Source organism: Pigmentiphaga litoralis (genome assembly GCF_048632615.1).
Classification (GTDB): Bacteria; Pseudomonadota; Gammaproteobacteria; order Burkholderiales; family Burkholderiaceae_B; genus Pigmentiphaga; species Pigmentiphaga litoralis_B.
This window is the reverse complement of record NZ_CP184479.1, coordinates 4,217,079-4,234,369: the sequence shown is the minus strand read 5'-3', so window position 1 is coordinate 4,234,369 and position 17,291 is coordinate 4,217,079. Positions and strand designations below refer to the sequence as shown.

The 17,291-nt window shown below is 65.2% G+C and carries 14 protein-coding genes; 4 read left to right on the top strand and 10 right to left on the bottom strand.

Features of this window, described 5'->3' with window-relative positions:
- Positions 1-118: 118 nt before the first annotated feature.
- The gene (gene glgX, locus ACNANG_RS19470; protein WP_420224390.1) at positions 119-2,311 is read left to right on the top strand and encodes a glycogen debranching protein GlgX; all 2,193 of its coding nucleotides are present in this window, start codon (positions 119-121) and stop codon (positions 2,309-2,311) included.
- 162 nt (positions 2,312-2,473) lie between these two features.
- On the opposite strand, the gene ACNANG_RS19465 is transcribed toward glgX, so the two are convergent.
- The 5 genes from ACNANG_RS19465 to ACNANG_RS19445 form a co-directional block, all read right to left on the bottom strand.
- Complete coding sequence (locus tag ACNANG_RS19465; protein ID WP_420224389.1) at positions 2,474-3,271, bottom strand: Bug family tripartite tricarboxylate transporter substrate binding protein; 798 nt, start codon at positions 3,269-3,271, stop codon at positions 2,474-2,476.
- 23 nt (positions 3,272-3,294) lie between these two features.
- Positions 3,295-3,489: a hypothetical protein gene (locus ACNANG_RS19460; protein WP_420224388.1), complete on the bottom strand. Its 195-nt coding sequence runs from the start codon at positions 3,487-3,489 to the stop codon at positions 3,295-3,297.
- A gap of 28 nt (positions 3,490-3,517) precedes the next feature.
- Complete coding sequence (locus tag ACNANG_RS19455) at positions 3,518-4,153, bottom strand: fumarate hydratase C-terminal domain-containing protein (protein ID WP_420224387.1); 636 nt, start codon at positions 4,151-4,153, stop codon at positions 3,518-3,520.
- Positions 4,154-4,163: 10 nt separating this feature from the next.
- Positions 4,164-5,033 (bottom strand): fumarate hydratase, encoded by an 870-nt coding sequence (locus ACNANG_RS19450; protein ID WP_420224386.1) that lies wholly within the window; start codon positions 5,031-5,033, stop codon positions 4,164-4,166.
- Positions 5,034-5,237: 204 nt separating this feature from the next.
- Positions 5,238-6,257, bottom strand: coding sequence for a 2-dehydropantoate 2-reductase (locus ACNANG_RS19445; RefSeq protein WP_420224385.1), 1,020 nt, complete (start codon positions 6,255-6,257; stop codon positions 5,238-5,240).
- An 830-nt stretch (positions 6,258-7,087) separates the two neighbouring features.
- Here ACNANG_RS19445 and ACNANG_RS19440 point away from each other — a divergent pair.
- The 3 genes from ACNANG_RS19440 (at position 7,088) to ACNANG_RS19430 (ending at position 12,232) form a co-directional block, all read left to right on the top strand.
- Complete coding sequence (locus tag ACNANG_RS19440; protein WP_420224384.1) at positions 7,088-8,662, top strand: BCCT family transporter; 1,575 nt, start codon at positions 7,088-7,090, stop codon at positions 8,660-8,662.
- Complete coding sequence (locus ACNANG_RS19435) at positions 8,659-10,644, top strand: sensor histidine kinase (protein WP_420224383.1); 1,986 nt, start codon at positions 8,659-8,661, stop codon at positions 10,642-10,644. Before ACNANG_RS19440 ends, ACNANG_RS19435 begins: the two co-directional genes overlap by 4 nt.
- Positions 10,645-10,855: 211 nt before the next feature.
- The gene (locus tag ACNANG_RS19430; RefSeq protein WP_420224382.1) at positions 10,856-12,232 is read left to right on the top strand and encodes a serine hydrolase domain-containing protein; all 1,377 of its coding nucleotides are present in this window, start codon (positions 10,856-10,858) and stop codon (positions 12,230-12,232) included.
- A 63-nt stretch (positions 12,233-12,295) separates the two neighbouring features.
- Here ACNANG_RS19430 and ppa read toward each other — a convergent pair whose 3' ends face one another.
- The 5 genes from ppa to hemC all read right to left on the bottom strand — a co-directional run bounded on the left by ppa (position 12,296) and on the right by hemC (position 17,163).
- Complete coding sequence (gene ppa, locus ACNANG_RS19425; protein ID WP_420224381.1) at positions 12,296-12,835, bottom strand: inorganic diphosphatase; 540 nt, start codon at positions 12,833-12,835, stop codon at positions 12,296-12,298.
- 80 nt (positions 12,836-12,915) lie between these two features.
- Positions 12,916-14,208, bottom strand: coding sequence for a heme biosynthesis HemY N-terminal domain-containing protein (locus tag ACNANG_RS19420; RefSeq protein WP_420224380.1), 1,293 nt, complete (start codon positions 14,206-14,208; stop codon positions 12,916-12,918).
- 3 nt (positions 14,209-14,211) lie between these two features.
- Complete coding sequence (locus tag ACNANG_RS19415) at positions 14,212-15,366, bottom strand: uroporphyrinogen-III C-methyltransferase (protein ID WP_420224379.1); 1,155 nt, start codon at positions 15,364-15,366, stop codon at positions 14,212-14,214.
- The gene (locus tag ACNANG_RS19410; RefSeq protein WP_420224378.1) at positions 15,363-16,178 is read right to left on the bottom strand and encodes a uroporphyrinogen-III synthase; all 816 of its coding nucleotides are present in this window, start codon (positions 16,176-16,178) and stop codon (positions 15,363-15,365) included. The genes ACNANG_RS19415 and ACNANG_RS19410 overlap by 4 nt, the downstream gene beginning before the upstream one ends.
- A gap of 28 nt (positions 16,179-16,206) precedes the next feature.
- Positions 16,207-17,163, bottom strand: a complete 957-nt coding sequence (hemC, locus tag ACNANG_RS19405) for a hydroxymethylbilane synthase (protein ID WP_420224377.1) — start codon at positions 17,161-17,163, stop codon at positions 16,207-16,209.
- Positions 17,164-17,291: the final 128 nt, after the last annotated feature.

Here is a 17,291-nt window from a genome sequence, read left to right as displayed (position 1 = left end):
AAACCTGACAGACGCACATCAATGACTTACACCTTTTACGCCAACGGAAACCGCAGCGGCATTTTCTTTGCTTCATGCTCGTCGTTCACCGCATACCACGCTGACCGTAGAGACGAACATGCAAATTGGCCGATACCGACTTTCCGAAGGCACACCCAACCGCCGAGGCGCGACCTGGGATGGCAAGGGCACCAACTTCGCCCTTTTTTCGGCCCACGCCGAGCGCGTGGAGCTGTGCCTCTTCGACGCCAAAGGTGAGACCGAACTCGAGCGCATCGAACTGCCCGAATACACCGATGAGGTGTTCCATGGTTACCTGCACGACCTGCCTCCAGGCACTGTGTACGGCTACCGGGTCTACGGACCCTATCTTCCGCTGGAAGGCCATCGCTTCAATCCCAACAAGCTGCTGCTCGACCCGTATGCCAAGGCGCATATCGGCGAGTTGACCTGGGCGCCGGAAGTGTTCGGTTATCAGATGGGCCATGAAGACGGCGACCTGTCGTTCGACGATCGGGACAGCGCCCGTTTCGTGCCGAAATGCGTCGTGGTCGATGAGACTGCGCCGGTCGAACGGCCTACCGGCCTGCTGGTGCCGTGGGATCGCACAGTGTTTTATGAAACCCATGTGGCAGGCTTTACCAAGCGTCATCCGAACGTGCCCGAGGCTCTGCGAGGGACCTTTGCCGGCCTGCAGCAGCAAGAGGTGATCGACTACATTCGCACGCTGGGCGTGACGTCGGTCGAACTGCTGCCCATTCACACCTTCGTGAACGACAGCTACCTGCTTGAAAAAGGCATGAAGAACTACTGGGGCTACAACACCCTGGGCTTCTTTGCGCCGGACCCCCGTTATTTCTCGGGTGAGGCCGTGCAGGAATTCAAGGACATGGTCGACCGCCTGCACGAGGCGCGGCTGGAAGTGATTCTTGACGTGGTCTACAACCACACCGCCGAAGGCAACGAGATGGGGCCGACCCTGTCGTTCAAAGGCATCGACAACGCGTCGTACTACCGCCTGATGCCGGAAGAAAAGCGCTACTACATCAATGACACGGGTACCGGCAATACGCTGAACCTGAGCCATCCACGCACACTGCAGATGGTGACGGACAGCCTGCGTTACTGGGTGACGGAGATGAAGGTCGACGGCTACCGCTTCGACCTGGCCACGATCCTTGGCCGCGAAGACCACGGTTTCGACGAGGGCGGCGGCTTCCTTGACAGCTGCCGTCAGGACCCGATCCTGTCCAACATCAAGCTGATTGCCGAGCCGTGGGATTGCGGCCCCGGCGGCTACCAGGTTGGCGGCTTCCCGCCGGGCTGGGCCGAATGGAACGACCGCTATCGCGACACCGTCCGCAGCTTCTGGAAGGGTGACGAAGGCACGGCGGCCGACTTTGCCACGCGCATCACGGCATCGGGCGACAAGTTCAACCGCCGCGGCCGCAAGCCATGGGCAAGCGTCAACTTCATTACCGCGCACGATGGCTTCACCCTGAACGACCTGGTGTCGTACAACGAGAAGCACAACGAAGCGAACGGCGAAGACAATCGCGACGGCCATTCCGACAACAAGTCGTGGAACTGCGGCGTGGAAGGCCCGACCGACGATCCGGAAATCATCAACCTGCGCGAGCGCCAGAAGCGCAACCTGCTGGCGACGCTGCTGCTGTCGCAGGGTACGCCCATGCTGCTGGCGGGTGATGAAATCGGCCGCACCCAGCAAGGCAACAACAACGCCTATTGTCAGGACAATGAGATCAGCTGGCTGGATTGGGAAGGCATCACCGACGAGGGCCACGCGCTGCACGAGTTCACTCGCAAGCTGCTGTTCCTGCGCCGCCAGCTGCCGGTGCTGCGCCGCAGCCGTTTCTTCACGGGCGAATACAACGAAGACCTGGATGTCACGGACGTGAAGTGGCTGTCCCCTGCCGCTACCGAACTGACGAGCGAACAATGGGCCGATGCGTCAATGCGGTGCTTTGGCATGGTGATCGATGGCCGCGCACAGGCAACGGGCATCAAGCGCCCCGCGTCGGACGCGACCCTGCTGATGGTGTTCAACGCCTATCACGACACGGTCAACTTCACGCTGCCGAACATCCCCGGCCCCGACCAGTGGACCTGCATTCTCGACACCAACATGCCGGTGCGCGAGGATCTGCCGGTCTTCAATTCGGGCGATGAATATCAGGTCACGGGCAACTCGATGCTGGTGTTCGCGCTGGAAGCCAAGGGCGCGACCGGCAAGGTGTTCGAGAAGATCGAAACCCGCATGACGGATACGTCGCCTCCAGCGGCGCTGTAAGGGTGTGGCCACCCGTTGAAAGACGGGTGCGATGGCCTTGACGAAAAATGCCCCGTGGACTGCGCAGGTCCATGGGGCATTGTTCATGGCGCGCCCTTGCAGGTCGCAGCGGGCGAAGTCATGGGGTGCGTGTGCGCCTTGCGTGCCACGCCGGGCGCTTCATCAGTCGAGCGCGATATTGGCCGTTTCCACCACCTGCTTCCATTTTGCCGACTCGTCTCGCATCAGCGATCCCAGCTTTTCCGGCGATCCCCCGCCGACGTTCGCGCCATACTGCTCGAGCTTGGCGCGGGCTTCGGGAGAGCTCAGGATGGCGTTGATCTCCTTGTTGAGCTTGTCAACGACCGGCTTGGGCATGCCGGCCGGGCCCGCCACCGCGAACCACACCGACGCGTCGATATCCACGCCCTGCTCGCGCGCGGTCGGGATATCGGGCAGGCCGGCAAAACGTTTGGCCGACGTGACCGCCAGGCCGCGCATCTTGCCGCCCTGGATCTGCGGAATGAAGGCGGTGATCGGCGCGATGATCGCGTGGATGGACCCGCCCATCAGGTCTGCCATGGCAGGCGTGTCGCCTTTGTAGGGCACGCCCAGCAGATCGACCTTGGTATTGTGGCGCCAGAGTTCGAACGCCAGATGGCCGATGGTGCCCTTGCCCGGATTGCCGACCGAATACTTGCCCGGCGCGGACTTGGCCAGCGCCATGAACTCCTTGAGCGAGGCCGCCGGGGTCTTGTCGTTCGACACGATCACCAGCGGGATCTCTCCCACCAGCACGACGGGCGCCAGGTCCTTGTCGGCATCGAAGGGCATTTGCTTGTACAGATACTTGTTGTTCGCCAGCGGGCCCGAGGTCGTCAGCGCCAGGGTATAGCCATCCGGCGCCGCCTTAGCGACCTGATCGGTACCGATGTTGCCGGCGGCGCCAGGACGGTTGTCGACCACCACCTGTTGTCCCATGCTCTGGCTCAGCTTGTCGCCGATCAGACGCGCGACGGCATCGGTGCTACCCCCGCCGGGAACGGCACGACCAGGCGGATCGGTTTGACGGGATAGGCGGCATCGGCAGCCATCGCCGCGCCGGGCGCCCCGGTCGCCGCCAAGGCGGCCAGCGCCGATGTCAGGGCAAGGCCGCGTGCGGCTGCGCGCGCGGGCATGCGGTAATGTGCGTAGGTCATGGTTGTCTCCGTTTTTATGATGATGTCTTCAGTGCCCGGGCAGCGGTACCCGGGTTCGATCCAGTTCTTCAAGGATGGCGGGTAGCCGGTCCGTGGCGGTCTGCCGCAGGCTGTCATACAGGCTGTTGCCATGCGCATCGATCCCGACGGTGGCCGGGCCCAGTCCTTCCACGCGCAGGGTCACCAGGCGGAACTGCGAGATGTATTCCTCCCAGTCCACGGCCACGACTTCCTTGATCGCGCGGGCCAGCAGGGTTGCGCCACCGCCCAGGAACGACAGATAGATGCAGCCGACCTCCTGCATGGCCTTGACGCTCTCGGCATCCAGGCCGCCCTTGCCGCCGATCACCCGCAAACCATAGGCACGGATCAGCGTGGGCATGAAGGCGGTATAGCGGGTGCTGGTCGTCGGGTTCATGTACAGCGCTTCATGACCCGACGGCGTATCGGCTTCCCGGTTGTAGGAACTGAGATGCAGGAAGGCGCCGCCGTGCAGGTCCACGGGCAAGGCCTCTCCGCGCGCCGCGCAATCGATCATGCGCTGGTGGGTGGGCAGCCCGATGGTGACGACGATGTCTCCATCCAGGTAGACCAGATCGCCCGCGCGAACCGCTGCGATGTCTTCGGCGGTCACGGGCAGGGTCAGACGATGGGTGGTGCTCATGACAGTGCTCCTACTCGATCCTGACCACGCGGCCATCGTTATAGATCCGCGCGCGGGTGCGGCGGTTGATCCAGCAATTGAACGCGACGGCCACCGGTGTGAAGCCATGGCCCGACGAGTAATCGATGTGCACGGCCATGGCCGTGGTGTCGCCGCCAGTGCCCATGGGACCGAAGCCGGTGGCGTTGATGGCCTTGAGCAGGCGCTGCTCCATGTCGGCCAGGATGGGGTCCGGGTTCTCGTGGCCGAAGGGGCGCAGCACGCATTCCTTGGCCATCCTTGAGGCGGTGTCGAACGTGCCGCCGATGCCCACCCCGACCACGATGGGCGGACAGGGTTGCGAGCCGGCCTTGAGCACCGAGTCCAGCACGTAGCGTTCGATCACTGCGAGCGACGGATAGACAAAGGTCTCGATCGATTCCCATCGGCCGGTGCCCAGGGCCTTGGGCGCGCAGATGATCTCGATATAGTCGACTTCGTCAACCATATCGAACGACACGATAGGCATGTTCTTGCCGACGTAGCTGCGTTGCAGGGTCAGCGGATTGGTGACCATCTGCAGGATGGGAGGGTCGATCCGGGCCGCCAGGTCGGCAAAGCCATCGACGATGGCCTGACGCACGCTGCCCGAGAACGACACCTGCGTGCCGACCTTGATCGAGTAGGTCGGCACGCCAACGTCCGAACACACCAGGTGGTCTTCGCGTTCGGCGGCATCGGCGCTATGCAGCATGATGCGGAAGGTGTTCTTCGCGACATCGGTGCGTTCCCGCTCGCTGGCGCGCGCCAGTTCAAGCTGGGTGTCGTCCGGGACTTTCTTCAACGACCACTCGTACAGAGAGGACGTGACTGACCGGATCAGTTCACTGGAAATTGCCATGGGCCACCCGCCGCAGAAGACTGCGGCGTCTCCTGTTTTGGGGGGTAAGGAACGTGCTGGCCGAAGGATGCGCCAAGCGCGATGGCCGCGCCATAGGGACTGACGGTAGTTTCACGCAGTGAAATGCACACCTGTCGCCCCTCCGTTACCCATGCCCGTCCGGATCTGAATGGAGCACGGGTCTCCGGTCGGCATGGCCTCCAGTCAGGCCTCTCCGTAGATGCCCGCCATGCGCGCCCGCTGCACCGCCATGCTGAACACCGTCTTCAACAACGGCACGTCGATGTGGGCCGCGTCCGCCGCCTCGATGGCCGCACCGACGATGCTGTCCAGTTCCACGCTGCGGCCCGCTTCCAGGTCCTGCAGCATCGACGTCTTGATGTGCCCCAGCTTGCGGGTTTCGCCAATGCGCTGTTCCGGCGCGATGTCCAGGCCGATTCCCAGGGTGTGGCTCAATGCCAGCAGCTCGTGCATCATGCCGACGAACAATTGTTCGAGCCCCGGGTCGGCCAGCATCAGGTCGGTCGGCGATTGGGTCAGCAGACTGACCGGATTGAAGCAGGCGTTGCCCAGCAGCTTGGCCCAGATGTCGCGACGGATATCCGGACTGGCGGTGGCCACGAACCCCGCATCCGCGAACATCGCCGCTACCCGATCGGCCCGTTCGCTGGACTGCCCGGACGGCTCGCCGAACACGACCTTGTTGCCCGACGCGTGCACGACCTGCCCAGGCGCGGAGGTGGAGCACGAGGCAATCACGACCGCTCCAATGACATGCGCCAAGGGAATCGACGCCTCGATCCCGCCATCCGGATCCACGCGCTTCAATCGCGTGCCGGACAGCACCACCCCTTCATTCAAGAAGAACCACCACGGAATGCCATTGAGCGCTGGAATGACGATCGTGTCTGGCCCGATCAGCGGACCGATGGCTGCGGCGACGGCGGCCAGTGCGGGCGCCTTGACCGTGATGATGACGATGTCCTGTACCCCCAGCTCGGCCGCGCGGTCCGACGCCCGCACCGGGTGCGCCGTCTCGGCGCCGCCTGACGTCAACCGGATGCCGTGCTCTTGCAGGATCCCTGTCAACGCCCCCCGGGCGAGCACGCTGACGTCATGCCCGGCCCCGGCCAGCCGCGCCGCAAAGAATCCGCCAATCGCTCCCGCACCGACCACACAGACCCTTGCCGCCCCGACCTTTGCACCCATCCCTTCCTGCGCCATGCCAGCCCTCTTCGATAACCATTGAAATGCGGCTGATGTTACGCCAGGGGGCAGCGGCGGATGATAACGATGACGCGGCGTTTCATTCTGGTGACGGGTTTGGGTAATTCGGGGGGGTGTTTGCTGGGGGCTTCGGTTGGTGTGCGCTCGGAAGGTTGCTTGCTGGGGGCTTCGGGTTGCGTGCACTCGGAAGGGCTCTTGCTCGGAGCCCGGACGGAGCGGACAGTCGCATTGAAAGGCCGAGCTTGCGGGTCCCGGCCTACGCCGGGCCCTCGCGTTGCAAAGCCTTCCAATGCGACTGTCCGCTCCATCCCAGCAGCAGGAAAATCCTGCGGCATGCCGTCTTTGTTTTTCCACCCGCGCGGCGCACGCCGCCCTCCGCCCTATCCCAACACGCTGCGCACCGACCCTCTCGCACCTGAGGCCGGTGCGGGGAGTCGCATTGGAAGGCTTTGCAAGCCCAGGCCCGGCGTAGGCCGGGACCCAGCGAGCTCGGCCTTTCAATGCGACTCCCGCGGCGGCCGCGCAAGAACTCCCCACCGCCACCCAGAACACCAACAGCCGAACAGAAAAGACCGCCCATCACCGAACAAGACACCACCGCCCACCTCAGCAAAAACTCACGTCAACGCAAGAAAACAACTCAAAACACCTGCCACCTGACACCCCCGGAAACAACACAACAGTTCCGAGTAAAATCCCCGCATTCCACGATCCAAGAATCGTTTCGCGCCAGACGCCTCACCCTGGACCCGCGCCGAAAGCCGGTCCACCGACGGAGTCCCCGGCGCATGCTGCGGTCACCCCCCGTCCCCTGCAGGAGAGTCACTGTGGCCTTATGGAGTTCCCTGGCGCTGGTCGGCCTCTTCGTCATCTGGGCGCTCGCCAGCCCCACCTCGATGAGCGGCGCGATGGACGCCATGCTCGCGTTCAGCACCCGCAGCTTCGGCTGGTTCTATCTATGGGTCGTCTTCGCGCTGGTCCTCGTCTGCTTCTTTCTCGTCTGCTCCCGCTACGGCAACATCCGCCTGGGCGGCGACGATGAAAAGCCCGCGTATGACCGGAAATCGTGGTTCTCGATGCTCTTTGCCGCCGGCATGGGCATCGGCCTCATGTTCTGGGGCGTGGCCGAACCCGTCTCGCACTACCTGCAGCCTCCGCCCGGCGTCGAGCCGATCACCGCGGCTGCAGCCAACGCGTCCATGCGCTACACCTTCTTCCATTGGGGCCTCCACCCCTGGGCCATCTACTGCACCTTCGGCCTGGCCGTCGCCTTCTTCCAGTTCCGCCGGCAAGCGCCCATGACGATCAGTTCCACCCTGGGCGGACTGCCTGAGCGGTGGCGCGGCAAGTGGACCGTGATCGTCGACATCCTGGCTCTGGTGGCGACCGCCTTCGGCATTGCGACCAGCCTGGGGTTCGGGGCCATGCAGATCAACAGCGGCCTGGCGCAGCTGTTCGGCGTGCCGGTCGGCGCCCCGTCTCAGATCGTGATCATCGTGGTCGCTACGGTCGCATTCCTGACGTCGGCGCTGTCCGGCCTCGACCGCGGCGTCAAATTGCTGTCCAACATCAACCTGCTCATTGCCGTTGCCCTGGCTGCGGTCGTATTCGTCGTCGGGCCCACGGCCGCGATTCTGGACACCCTGACGACGTCCTTGGGCGGCTATATCAGCGAATTCGTACGTATGAGCCTGCGCCTGACGCCGTTCACCGGCGGCGGCTGGTTTGCCGACTGGACGATCTTTTACTGGGCCTGGTGGATCGCATGGGCTCCTTACGTGGGCCTGTTCATCGCTCGCATCTCGCGCGGCCGCACCATCCGTGAATTCCTGATCGGCGCCATGTTCGTGCCGGCGCTGACCTGCTTTATCTGGTTCGCGGTCTTTGGCGGCAGCGCGCTGCATTTCGACATTTTCCAGAATGCAGGCATCGGCCAGGCGGCGCTCAAGGAGCCATCATCGGCCCTGTTCATGCTGTTCGATTACCTGCCGATGAAGGCGCTGTTGTCCGGCGTGGCAACGGTGCTGGTCGTGGTGTTCTTCGTGACATCGGGCGACTCGGGCGTGTTCGTGATGGGCGTGATCAGCAATGGCGGTAAAGGCGATCCATCGGCCAGGCTGAAGCTGGTCTGGGGCATCCTGATCGCGCTGATCGCGATTGCATTGCTTCTGGCGGGCGGGCTGGAAGCCGTGCAGGCCATGACCATTCTGATGGCGCTACCGTTTACGGTGGTTCTGGTGGTCGTGGTGACATCGACCCTGCGCGCCGTCATGCAGGACCAGACCGAGATCGACGAGACCGAAGAAGCCTTGCACCGCGCCCTGCATTCGCAGGAAGTGCGCGACATCGTCAAACAGCACCTGCGCGCACGCGCGGGCAAGGCGCCCGACGACCCCCGATGAGCCCACTTCTTCCTGGCAGTTGGGTGCTGGCGCCGGCCATGCTGGCGATTGGGGCCATCGCGGTCGCCATCGTCGCGGGCGTGCTGCTGGCCCGCCGGCGCGCGCGGCTGGCGGCACGCACGCTGGTGTATGGCGTGACGGTGCTGGCGGTACTTGCCACCCTGACCAGCGGCGGCCTTCATGCCTATGTGGCCCTGCCCTGGCTTGCCGTGCTGATCGTGGCCGGACTGATGTTCCGGCTGCGCGAGTCGGTCCCTGTCTGCCTCGTGGCCGTCCTGACCGCCTTTTTCATCGAAATCTGGCGGGCGGTGGTCAACCCGCTGCCGGCCTTGTGGGCGATCCGCGAGCCGCCGCTGGGCATGACGTTTTCCATTACGGCGCTGCTGGCCGTGGTGCTGCTGCATCTGAGCGTGCAACAGACCATCGAACGTCGCATTGCCGCCGCCCTGTCGAACGCGGAAAAGGAACGTGACCGTCGCATCATGCTGGACCAGGCGCAGGAACTGCATCTGATGTTCGGCGGCCTGCCGGTGGCTGTCGCCTTGTACGACGCCGACGCCGTGCTGCGCTACGCCAACGATCCCTATCTGTCCTTGCTGGGCAAGACGCTGCCCGAATGCCTGGCCCATTCCATGACGGACCTGTGGCCGCGCCGCGCGTCGATGCTGGCCGCGCCGCACTTCGCCACCGCCGCGCGTGGCAAGCCCGGCACCTACAGCTTCAGCTTTACGTTGCCCGATGGCACGACGCGGGAATTCGACGTGTTCGTGGCGCCCACCACGCCAGGGGAAGATGGCCGCTTCGACTCGCTGGTGCTGATGCTGGACCGCACCGACAGCTTGCGCATGGAACGCGCGCTGGCCGAACGCGAAACCATGTACAGCGCGGTGGTGGACCATGCGCCGATTGCGATCCTGACGCAGGTGGATGGCCTGATCTCGTACGCCAACCCGGCGGCCTTGATGATGCTGTCGGCCGAATGGTCCGGACGCGCGGTGGGCCGGCCGTTCTCGGAATTCATCATCGAGGCGGACCGCGCCGCCGTGCGGGATCGCATCGCCATGCTGGCCGATGCCCCAGGCTTTGCCGAATTCCGGCACCACCGTCTGGTCGCTCTGAACTCGCAGGTGCGCGACGTCGAACTTGCGGCGATCAGCGTCACGCGGGATGGCAAGCAGCTGGTCGAGCTGTTCTGTGTCGACGTGACCGAGCGCCGCCTGACCGAAGAAAAGGTCCGGCAATTGAACGAAACGCTGGAGCTGCGGGTGGCCGAGCGCACGGCCGAACTCGAAGCCTTTACCACCTCCGTCAGCCATGACTTGCGCGCGCCCGCCCGGCAGGTGATGTCGGCGGCCGACATCATGCTGCGCAAGCTGGAGCAGCCCGACGGCAACGTCAAGCCGATGCTGACCGCGCTGCACGCCACGGCCGAACGCATGAACCGCACCATCGACGCGCTGCTGGAGCTGTCGCGCCTGGGCCGCGCCGGTATCGTGCAATCCGTCTGGCCGCTGGGCGTGATGGTCGAAGAGATCCGGTCCGAACTGTCGGCCGACCTGCATTCCCGCAATCTGGTGTGGCGCATCGAGGCCCTGCCCCGCGTGTATGCCGACCCGCAATTGATCCGTATGGTCATGGTCAACCTGATCGGCAACGCGCTCAAGTTCACGCGCCACAAGCCCATGAGCATCATCGAAATCTGGTCCGAAGAATTCGAGCATATGACGGCGGTCTGCGTGCGCGACAACGGCGCCGGCTTCGACATGAACAACGTCGACAAGCTGTTCCAGATGTTCACACGCCTGCATTCGAATCGAGACTTCGAAGGCACCGGCGTGGGCCTGGCCCATTGCCGCCGCATCATCGAGCGGCACGGTGGCAAGATCAGCGCCTATGGCGAGCCCGGCCAGGGCGCCACCGTCCGCTTCACGCTGCCCCGCGAAATCCGCCGCGAACCGCCTGCCGCGCGCACTCAGCAATAAGCCGTGGGCATGGCGAGCATGCCCATGGTTGAGCAATCTCCACGGGCGCGTCGGGGCGGTTGGTGCTATACCTCGGCTACCCGGGCGGTACGCACCTTGGTGCACACATAACAATTCTCCGCACCGGGTTGACGATGCAGGACGTTCTTCGACGCGGCCAGCCACGCGCGTCCGGAGCAACGGCCTGCCACACCAGGTCGAGGAGACAGACATGACCCACCCACCCGTTCAAGCACCATCTTGCGTGCCGTCGTTCACGCCATTGCATCCGCCCGCCGCGTACACGCCATCCGCCAGGTCCACCCGATCGATCCCCGACCGCGTCCGGCCGCGCCGGCTTTCGGGGGCGGCGCTGTCACGCGCCGTGGCGCTTGCCGCGCTGACCACCCTCGCGGCCTGTGGCGGCGGCGGCGATGACGACAACGGCACCGCCACCCCCGCCGCGTATCCGCACGCGCAGGAACCCATCGGCACCGTGCGGCAGGTGTACGACGGCGCGTTGACCCCCGACCTGTCAGTCAATACTTTCCGCAACATCGACCGGCTGTTCCCGACCCGGTCCATCACCCCATCCTCCACGCCGCTGGCCATGCCCAAGGCAGCCAAACAGCTGACAGCCGTCCAGTTCACATCGGGCGGCAAAGCCTATGACCTGGTCGACTATCTGGCCTTGAATCGCGTGTCCGGCCTGCTGGTATTGAAGAACGGCGAGATCGCGCACGAGGCCTATCTGTACGGCAACACCGAAAAGACCCGATGGATGTCGATGTCGGTGGCGAAGTCGATCACTTCAACCCTGATCGGCGCGGCGATCCAGGACGGCTTGATCGGCAGCCTGAACGATCAGGTCGTCAAATACGTGCCCCGCCTGGCCGGCAGCGCCTACGACGGCGTGACGGTGCGCGACGTGCTGATGATGGCATCGGGCGTGAAGTGGGACGAGACCTACACCAACCCGGCGTCCGACCGGCGCGCGCTGCTCGAAGCGCAGATCAGCCAGAAGCCGGGATCGGCCCTGGACCTGATGGCCAAGCTGCCCCGCGCCGCCGCGCCGGGCACGGTCAACAACTACAGCACCGGCGAAACGCAGATCGCGGGCGAACTGTTGCGCGGCGCGGTCAAGAAGCCACTGGCGCAATACCTGTCGGAAAAGATCTGGACCAAGGTCGGCATGGAAGCCGAAGCCAACTGGTGGCTCGATTCGCCAGATGGCGTCGAGATCGGCGGCAGCGGCATCAGCGCCACCTTGCGGGACTACGGCCGCTTCGGTCTCTTTATCATGAACGATGGCCGCGCACAGGGCGTGCAGGTGGTTCCGCCGACCTGGGTCGCCGAAGCCGGCAGCCCCAAGACCCTGGTTGGCGGCACGCCCCTGCCCTTCTACGGCTACATGTGGTGGGTCCCGACCACGGGCCAGTCGGCCATCGACAAGGCCTTCTATGCCACGGGCATTTTCGGGCAGAACATCTACATCAACCAGAAGGAAAAAGTCGTCATCGTCACCTGGGGCGCGCAGTCCAAGCCCACGGGCGCGGGCGTGGTCAACAACATCGACTTCTTTGATGCGGTGGTGAAGGCCGTGCGTTGACGTTCGTGGATCAACAAAAAAGGCGCCGAGGCGCCTTTTTTGGTTTGCGGGCAGTGCGAAGAATCAGCCAGCCTTGGCGTTCTTGAACGCCGCGATGCCGCTGGTCACTTCGGCCTTGGCCGCGTCCGGACCTTCCCAGCCCTTGACCTTGACCCACTTGCCCTTCTCGAGATCCTTGTAGTGCTCGAAGAAGTGCTGGATGCGCATCAGGTGTTCGGGTTGCAGGTCTTCCGGCTTCTGCCAGTGACGATAGATCGGCAGGACCTTGTCGATCGGCACGGCCAGCAGCTTGGCGTCGCCGCCGGCTTCATCGTCCATCTGCAGCACGCCGAGCAGGCGGCAGCGCACCACGGCGCCGACCGTTACCGGATGCGGCGTGATGACCAGCACATCGACGGGATCGCCATCGTCGGACAGGGTGTTGGGGATGTAGCCGTAATTGCAGGGGTAGTGCATCGCCGTCATCATGAAACGGTCGACATACAAGGCGCCGGTGGCCTTGTCGATTTCGTACTTGATCGGATCCGCGTTCATCGGGATCTCGATAATCACATTGACTTCATCCGGTGCATTGTCGCCGGGACCGACGCGATCGAGGTTCATAACAGCCTGCGAGAGTGAGAGGTAAAGGAAAAATTGAAAGGAAAGCGGGAAAACGGAAATCCAGAATCAGGAACGGGCCATCACAACCCCGCGGCGCGATCGGGCGCGACAGTCTCTTCGCTTTCGAACTGGGGCGCCAGCACCGGATCGAACAGCACCGTGTCGGCAGCGGCCTTGAGCACCGGCAAGCCTACCACTGCCTCGGTGGCCAGGCGCCAGTGGCGCACCGCGTCCGAGGCGCGATTCGTGCGGTCGAACAGGCTGGCCAGCAGCGCATGGGTGCGGGGGTCGCTGCGCGCGGCCAGGCTGCGCTCCAGGTAACGCTGCGCCGGACCCCACAAGCGGCCGCACAGGCACAAGGCGCCCAGCGCCTGCAGCAGGTCCGGATCGTTCGGGCGGCTTTGCAGCCAGCGTTCGGCCGTTTCCAGGCGGGGTCGGATCTCGTCGCCGCCGCACCGGGCATACGCCTGCAGCAAGGCGGGTGCGAAGTCGGCTTCGATGGCGTCTTCGAGCACCTTGCGGGTGCGGGCTTCTTCACCATCGGCGTCGAAGACGGCCGCGGCGGCCAGGGCCACTTCGGGCAGCGTGCGTTCGTCGGCCTTCAGGTCTTTCCAGATGGCGCGGCGCGTGACGATGTCGGACGAGGTCAACAGGCCCGCCGCGGCCGTGGCGATCATGCGCGCGCTGGCGGCCGGATGCAGGGCATTGCGCTTGGACAGCATGCGCGCCAGCTTGAGCACGTCGGCCCAATGGCCGAGGTCCCGATGCGCGCGCAGTTCGAGCCGCAAGGAATGCATGTGGCGCGGACCGTTTTCGTGAAGCTGGGACAGTAGCGCCAGCGCATCGGCCGGACGGTGCTGATCGAGCAGCATGTCGGCTTCGACGATCATGGTGGCGGGCTTGAGCGCGGGGTCGGCCGCGGCGGCGTCGCGCGCGCGCACCAGCAGCGCGTCGCGGCGCACGTATTCCTGCATGGCATGCGCGGCGCGGGCCGCCGACAGTAAGGCCAGCACTTTGCGTGACGCAACGTCGGTCTGGTCGGCCACGTTGCCCATGTCCGCTTCGGCCCGGGCGTAGCGGCCTTCCAGCAGGCCGATCCAGCCGCGTTCCAGCAGTTGCTGTTGCTGCGCCAGGGCGCGGCGTTCGCGCCATTCGCGCACCCGCGTCGGCAGGCCCAGTGTCCAGGCCACCGTGCGCAATGCAACGTGCAAGGCAATGAAGGTGATCAGCAGCAGCAAGGCGGCCAGGCTGGCCGACAGTTCCACGCGATACGGGGGAAGCAGCAGCGCAACGTTGCCTGAGTGGTAGCGCACGCCTACCGCCAGGCCGACCGCGGCGACCAATAGAAGCAGTGTCCAGATCCAGGAACGCATGGCTTACCTCTGGCGCGCGGCGGGCACCGCGCTGCGAGGCAGGACCGACCGCACGGCGGCCAGGCTGTCATTGATGCCGGGAAGCTGGATCGAGATCTCGGTGTCCTTGATCTGCGTCAGGAGGGCCTGAGCGCTGCGGGTGGCGGGCGCCTCGACATCGAAGTAGACCGGAATGGCGGCCGAGATGGCGGCCAGGTCGGCGTCCCACGCATGTTCCTGCCGCGACAGCAGTGCCTGGCGGGCATTGAGCAGACGCAGCTTCAGGTTTTCGCGCAGCAGCGCGCCTTGTTCCGGCGACACCAGCAAGGCATCGGGCCGGTCCACGCGCTGGATACGGATCAGGTCGCGGGTGTCGTTCAGGAAGCCATCGCGCAGCGACGGCCACCAGGCCAGCCAGTCATTCCACCAGCGTCCATCGTCCGCCGGGGCCACGGCCGGCGTGGACTCGACGGGCGCTTGCACGTTGCCGCGACGGCGAGCCGGCTCCACGCTGGCCAGCAACGGGAGCTTGTCGAACAGGGTGACCAGCTGGTCGATCTTCACGACGAGACCCGACACGTCGACCGACGGCAAGGCACGCAGGCGTTCCAGGTCTTGCGCAATCGCGCGGCGCACGGGCGTGAATTGAGGACGATCGGCGCGGGCCAGACGAGCATCGGCCACCTGCAGGGCAGCGATGGAGTTGGGCACGTTCCCGGCCAGTTGCAACTGCTGCGACGCGATCGACAAGGCCTGCTCGACCTCGATCAGGGTCCATTCATCCTCGCCGCGCGACAGTTCCTGGTAGAGCTGTTCCAGCGCGGCCTGCTGGCTTTGCGATTCCAGGATCTTGGATTCCAGGACGGCCAGCTTGTCGGCATTGCCCTGGCTGGTGGACAGCGACTGGCGGGCACGCGCCTGGGCATCCCGCGCGGTGGCGTCGATCTGCGAATAACGTGTGGCGGATTCGCGGCCGATGGCTTCGACCAGGCGCTGCTGGCGCCAGAGCGCGGCGGCAAGCACCAGGATGACGATCAGGGCAAGCACCAGACCGGTGGTCACCCACGGAAATGCCTGGCCACGGCGCTTGGGCGGACGGCCGGCAGGTCGGTCGGACGCCGGGCGCGAGTCGGGCGCGGCGGCGGTCGGCGGGCGAATGTCATTCTCGGGTGCAGTCATGGCGTCGATTCTATCGCGGCAAAGATGTCATCATCGCGTGGCGATGTGATTTGTAACAAGGGTTCTCGAGCGCCAGCGCCGTGGGTGCCCAAGGCAGTGCTGGAGAGGGCGTTTGCCACATGGCGGGCGATGCGCGGATGCGTTGCTATCAGACGACATCCCGTAAACCAATCCAGGAGGCCAGCTTGTCGCGCCGCGGCGTGAAGGGCATCGGCGCCCTCTTTGCTGGTGACCAGCACCGCCGCGGCACGGCCTGCCGCGGCCCAGGTCCGAAGGGCGGCGACGGCGTCGTTGCTCCATGGCGCGGGCTCGCGCCGATAGGCGCTGTGGATGGTGACGGCAACGCCCGCTTCCCGCAGGCGGCCAGCGAGCCAGTCCCGGCCCCGGCCTTCCGGACCGCTGCCGCCCCGGACGATCAGTGCGGTCGACGGCATGGGAGCCCGCGTCGCCAATTCGGTCCACAAGGATTCGGAATCGTAGGTGACGGCATCGGAGGACGGCTGGATCACACAAGGCGCATCGCCAAACGCCGGATGGGCGCGCAGCGCCGCGCTGCTGGACGGCCCCACGGTGGCCGCCGTGACGTTCGACGGCCAGGGAAGCCATGCCCCCGAAGCCTCCCGGCGCGTGTCCAGATAGAAGCGCACCGCGTTGCCGCTGACAAATACCACCAGGTCGAACGCGGCGGCGTCCGGCGCGGGGATGGGCAGCGGGGTCAGTTGCAAGGAGGGCAGTTCAAGCACGTCGTGCCCCGCGTTGCGCAGCCGGGCCGCCAGTGCAGCGTTCTGGCCGGCCGGACGGGTCAGGACCACGGCTTGCGCCGCAGCGGTCTCCCGCCTATCACTCGCCATGAGGATCCGGGGCGCCCGGCGCGGTGAGCACAGCCAGGATCTCTGCGGCGCCACCGGCCAGCAGTTCGTCCGCCACCGCCTGGCCCAGGGCCTCGGCATTGTCCATGCGCCCGGTGCGCGCGACGCGGATCACCCGTGATCCGTCAGGCAAGGCCACCAGAGCGCGCAACGACAAACCGCCCTCCAGATCCGCCTGAGCAAAGGCGGCCAGCGGCACCTGGCAGGATCCGCCCAGCGCACGCGACACGGCGCGTTCGGCAATGGCTTCCGCCGTGGCGGCGGTGTCGGACAACGGTGCAAACAGGGCCTGCAGGTCGCTGCGATCGGCGCGGATCTCGATGCCCAGCGCGCCCTGCCCGGCCGACGGCAGGCTGTCCTCGGGTTCGAGCAGGCAGCGGATGCGCGCGCCCAGGCCGAGCCGGCTCAGGCCCGCGGCCGCCAGCACGATCGCGTCGTAATTGCCACGGTCCAGCTTGGCCAGTCGAGTATCGAGGTTGCCACGCAAGGGCTGCACGTTCAGTTGCGGAAAGCGCGCGCGGATCTGCGATTCGCGGCGCAGGCTGGACGTACCGACCACCGCGCCCGGAGGCATCTCGGCCAGGTTCGCGTACGTGTTCGACACCAGCGCATCGCGGGGGTCTTCGCGCGACAGGATCGTGCTCAGGTGGAACCCGTCGGCCATGTCCACCGGCACGTCTTTGAGCGAATGCACGGCCAAATCGGCGCGGCCATCCATCAAGGCGTTTTCCAGTTCCTTCACGAACAGGCCCTTGCCGCCCACCTTGGACAGCGTGCGATCCAGGATCTGGTCGCCGCGCGTGGTCATGCCCAGCAGCTCGACCGACATCTGCGGATAAAGCGCCCGCAGTTTTGCCTGCACATGTTCCGCCTGCCAGAGGGCCAGGCGGCTTTCGCGCGTGGCGATGATCAAACGGTCATGGGTCAAGGTGGATTCTCTTGAAGGCGTGAAGGCGGGGGTCGGTGATTATAAGAGACATCGCGGTCACGCCGCGTTCACTCGCGCCGTAGCCCAGGCGCGGTAAGCTTAGTCCGTGACACTACCAAGGAGTCGCT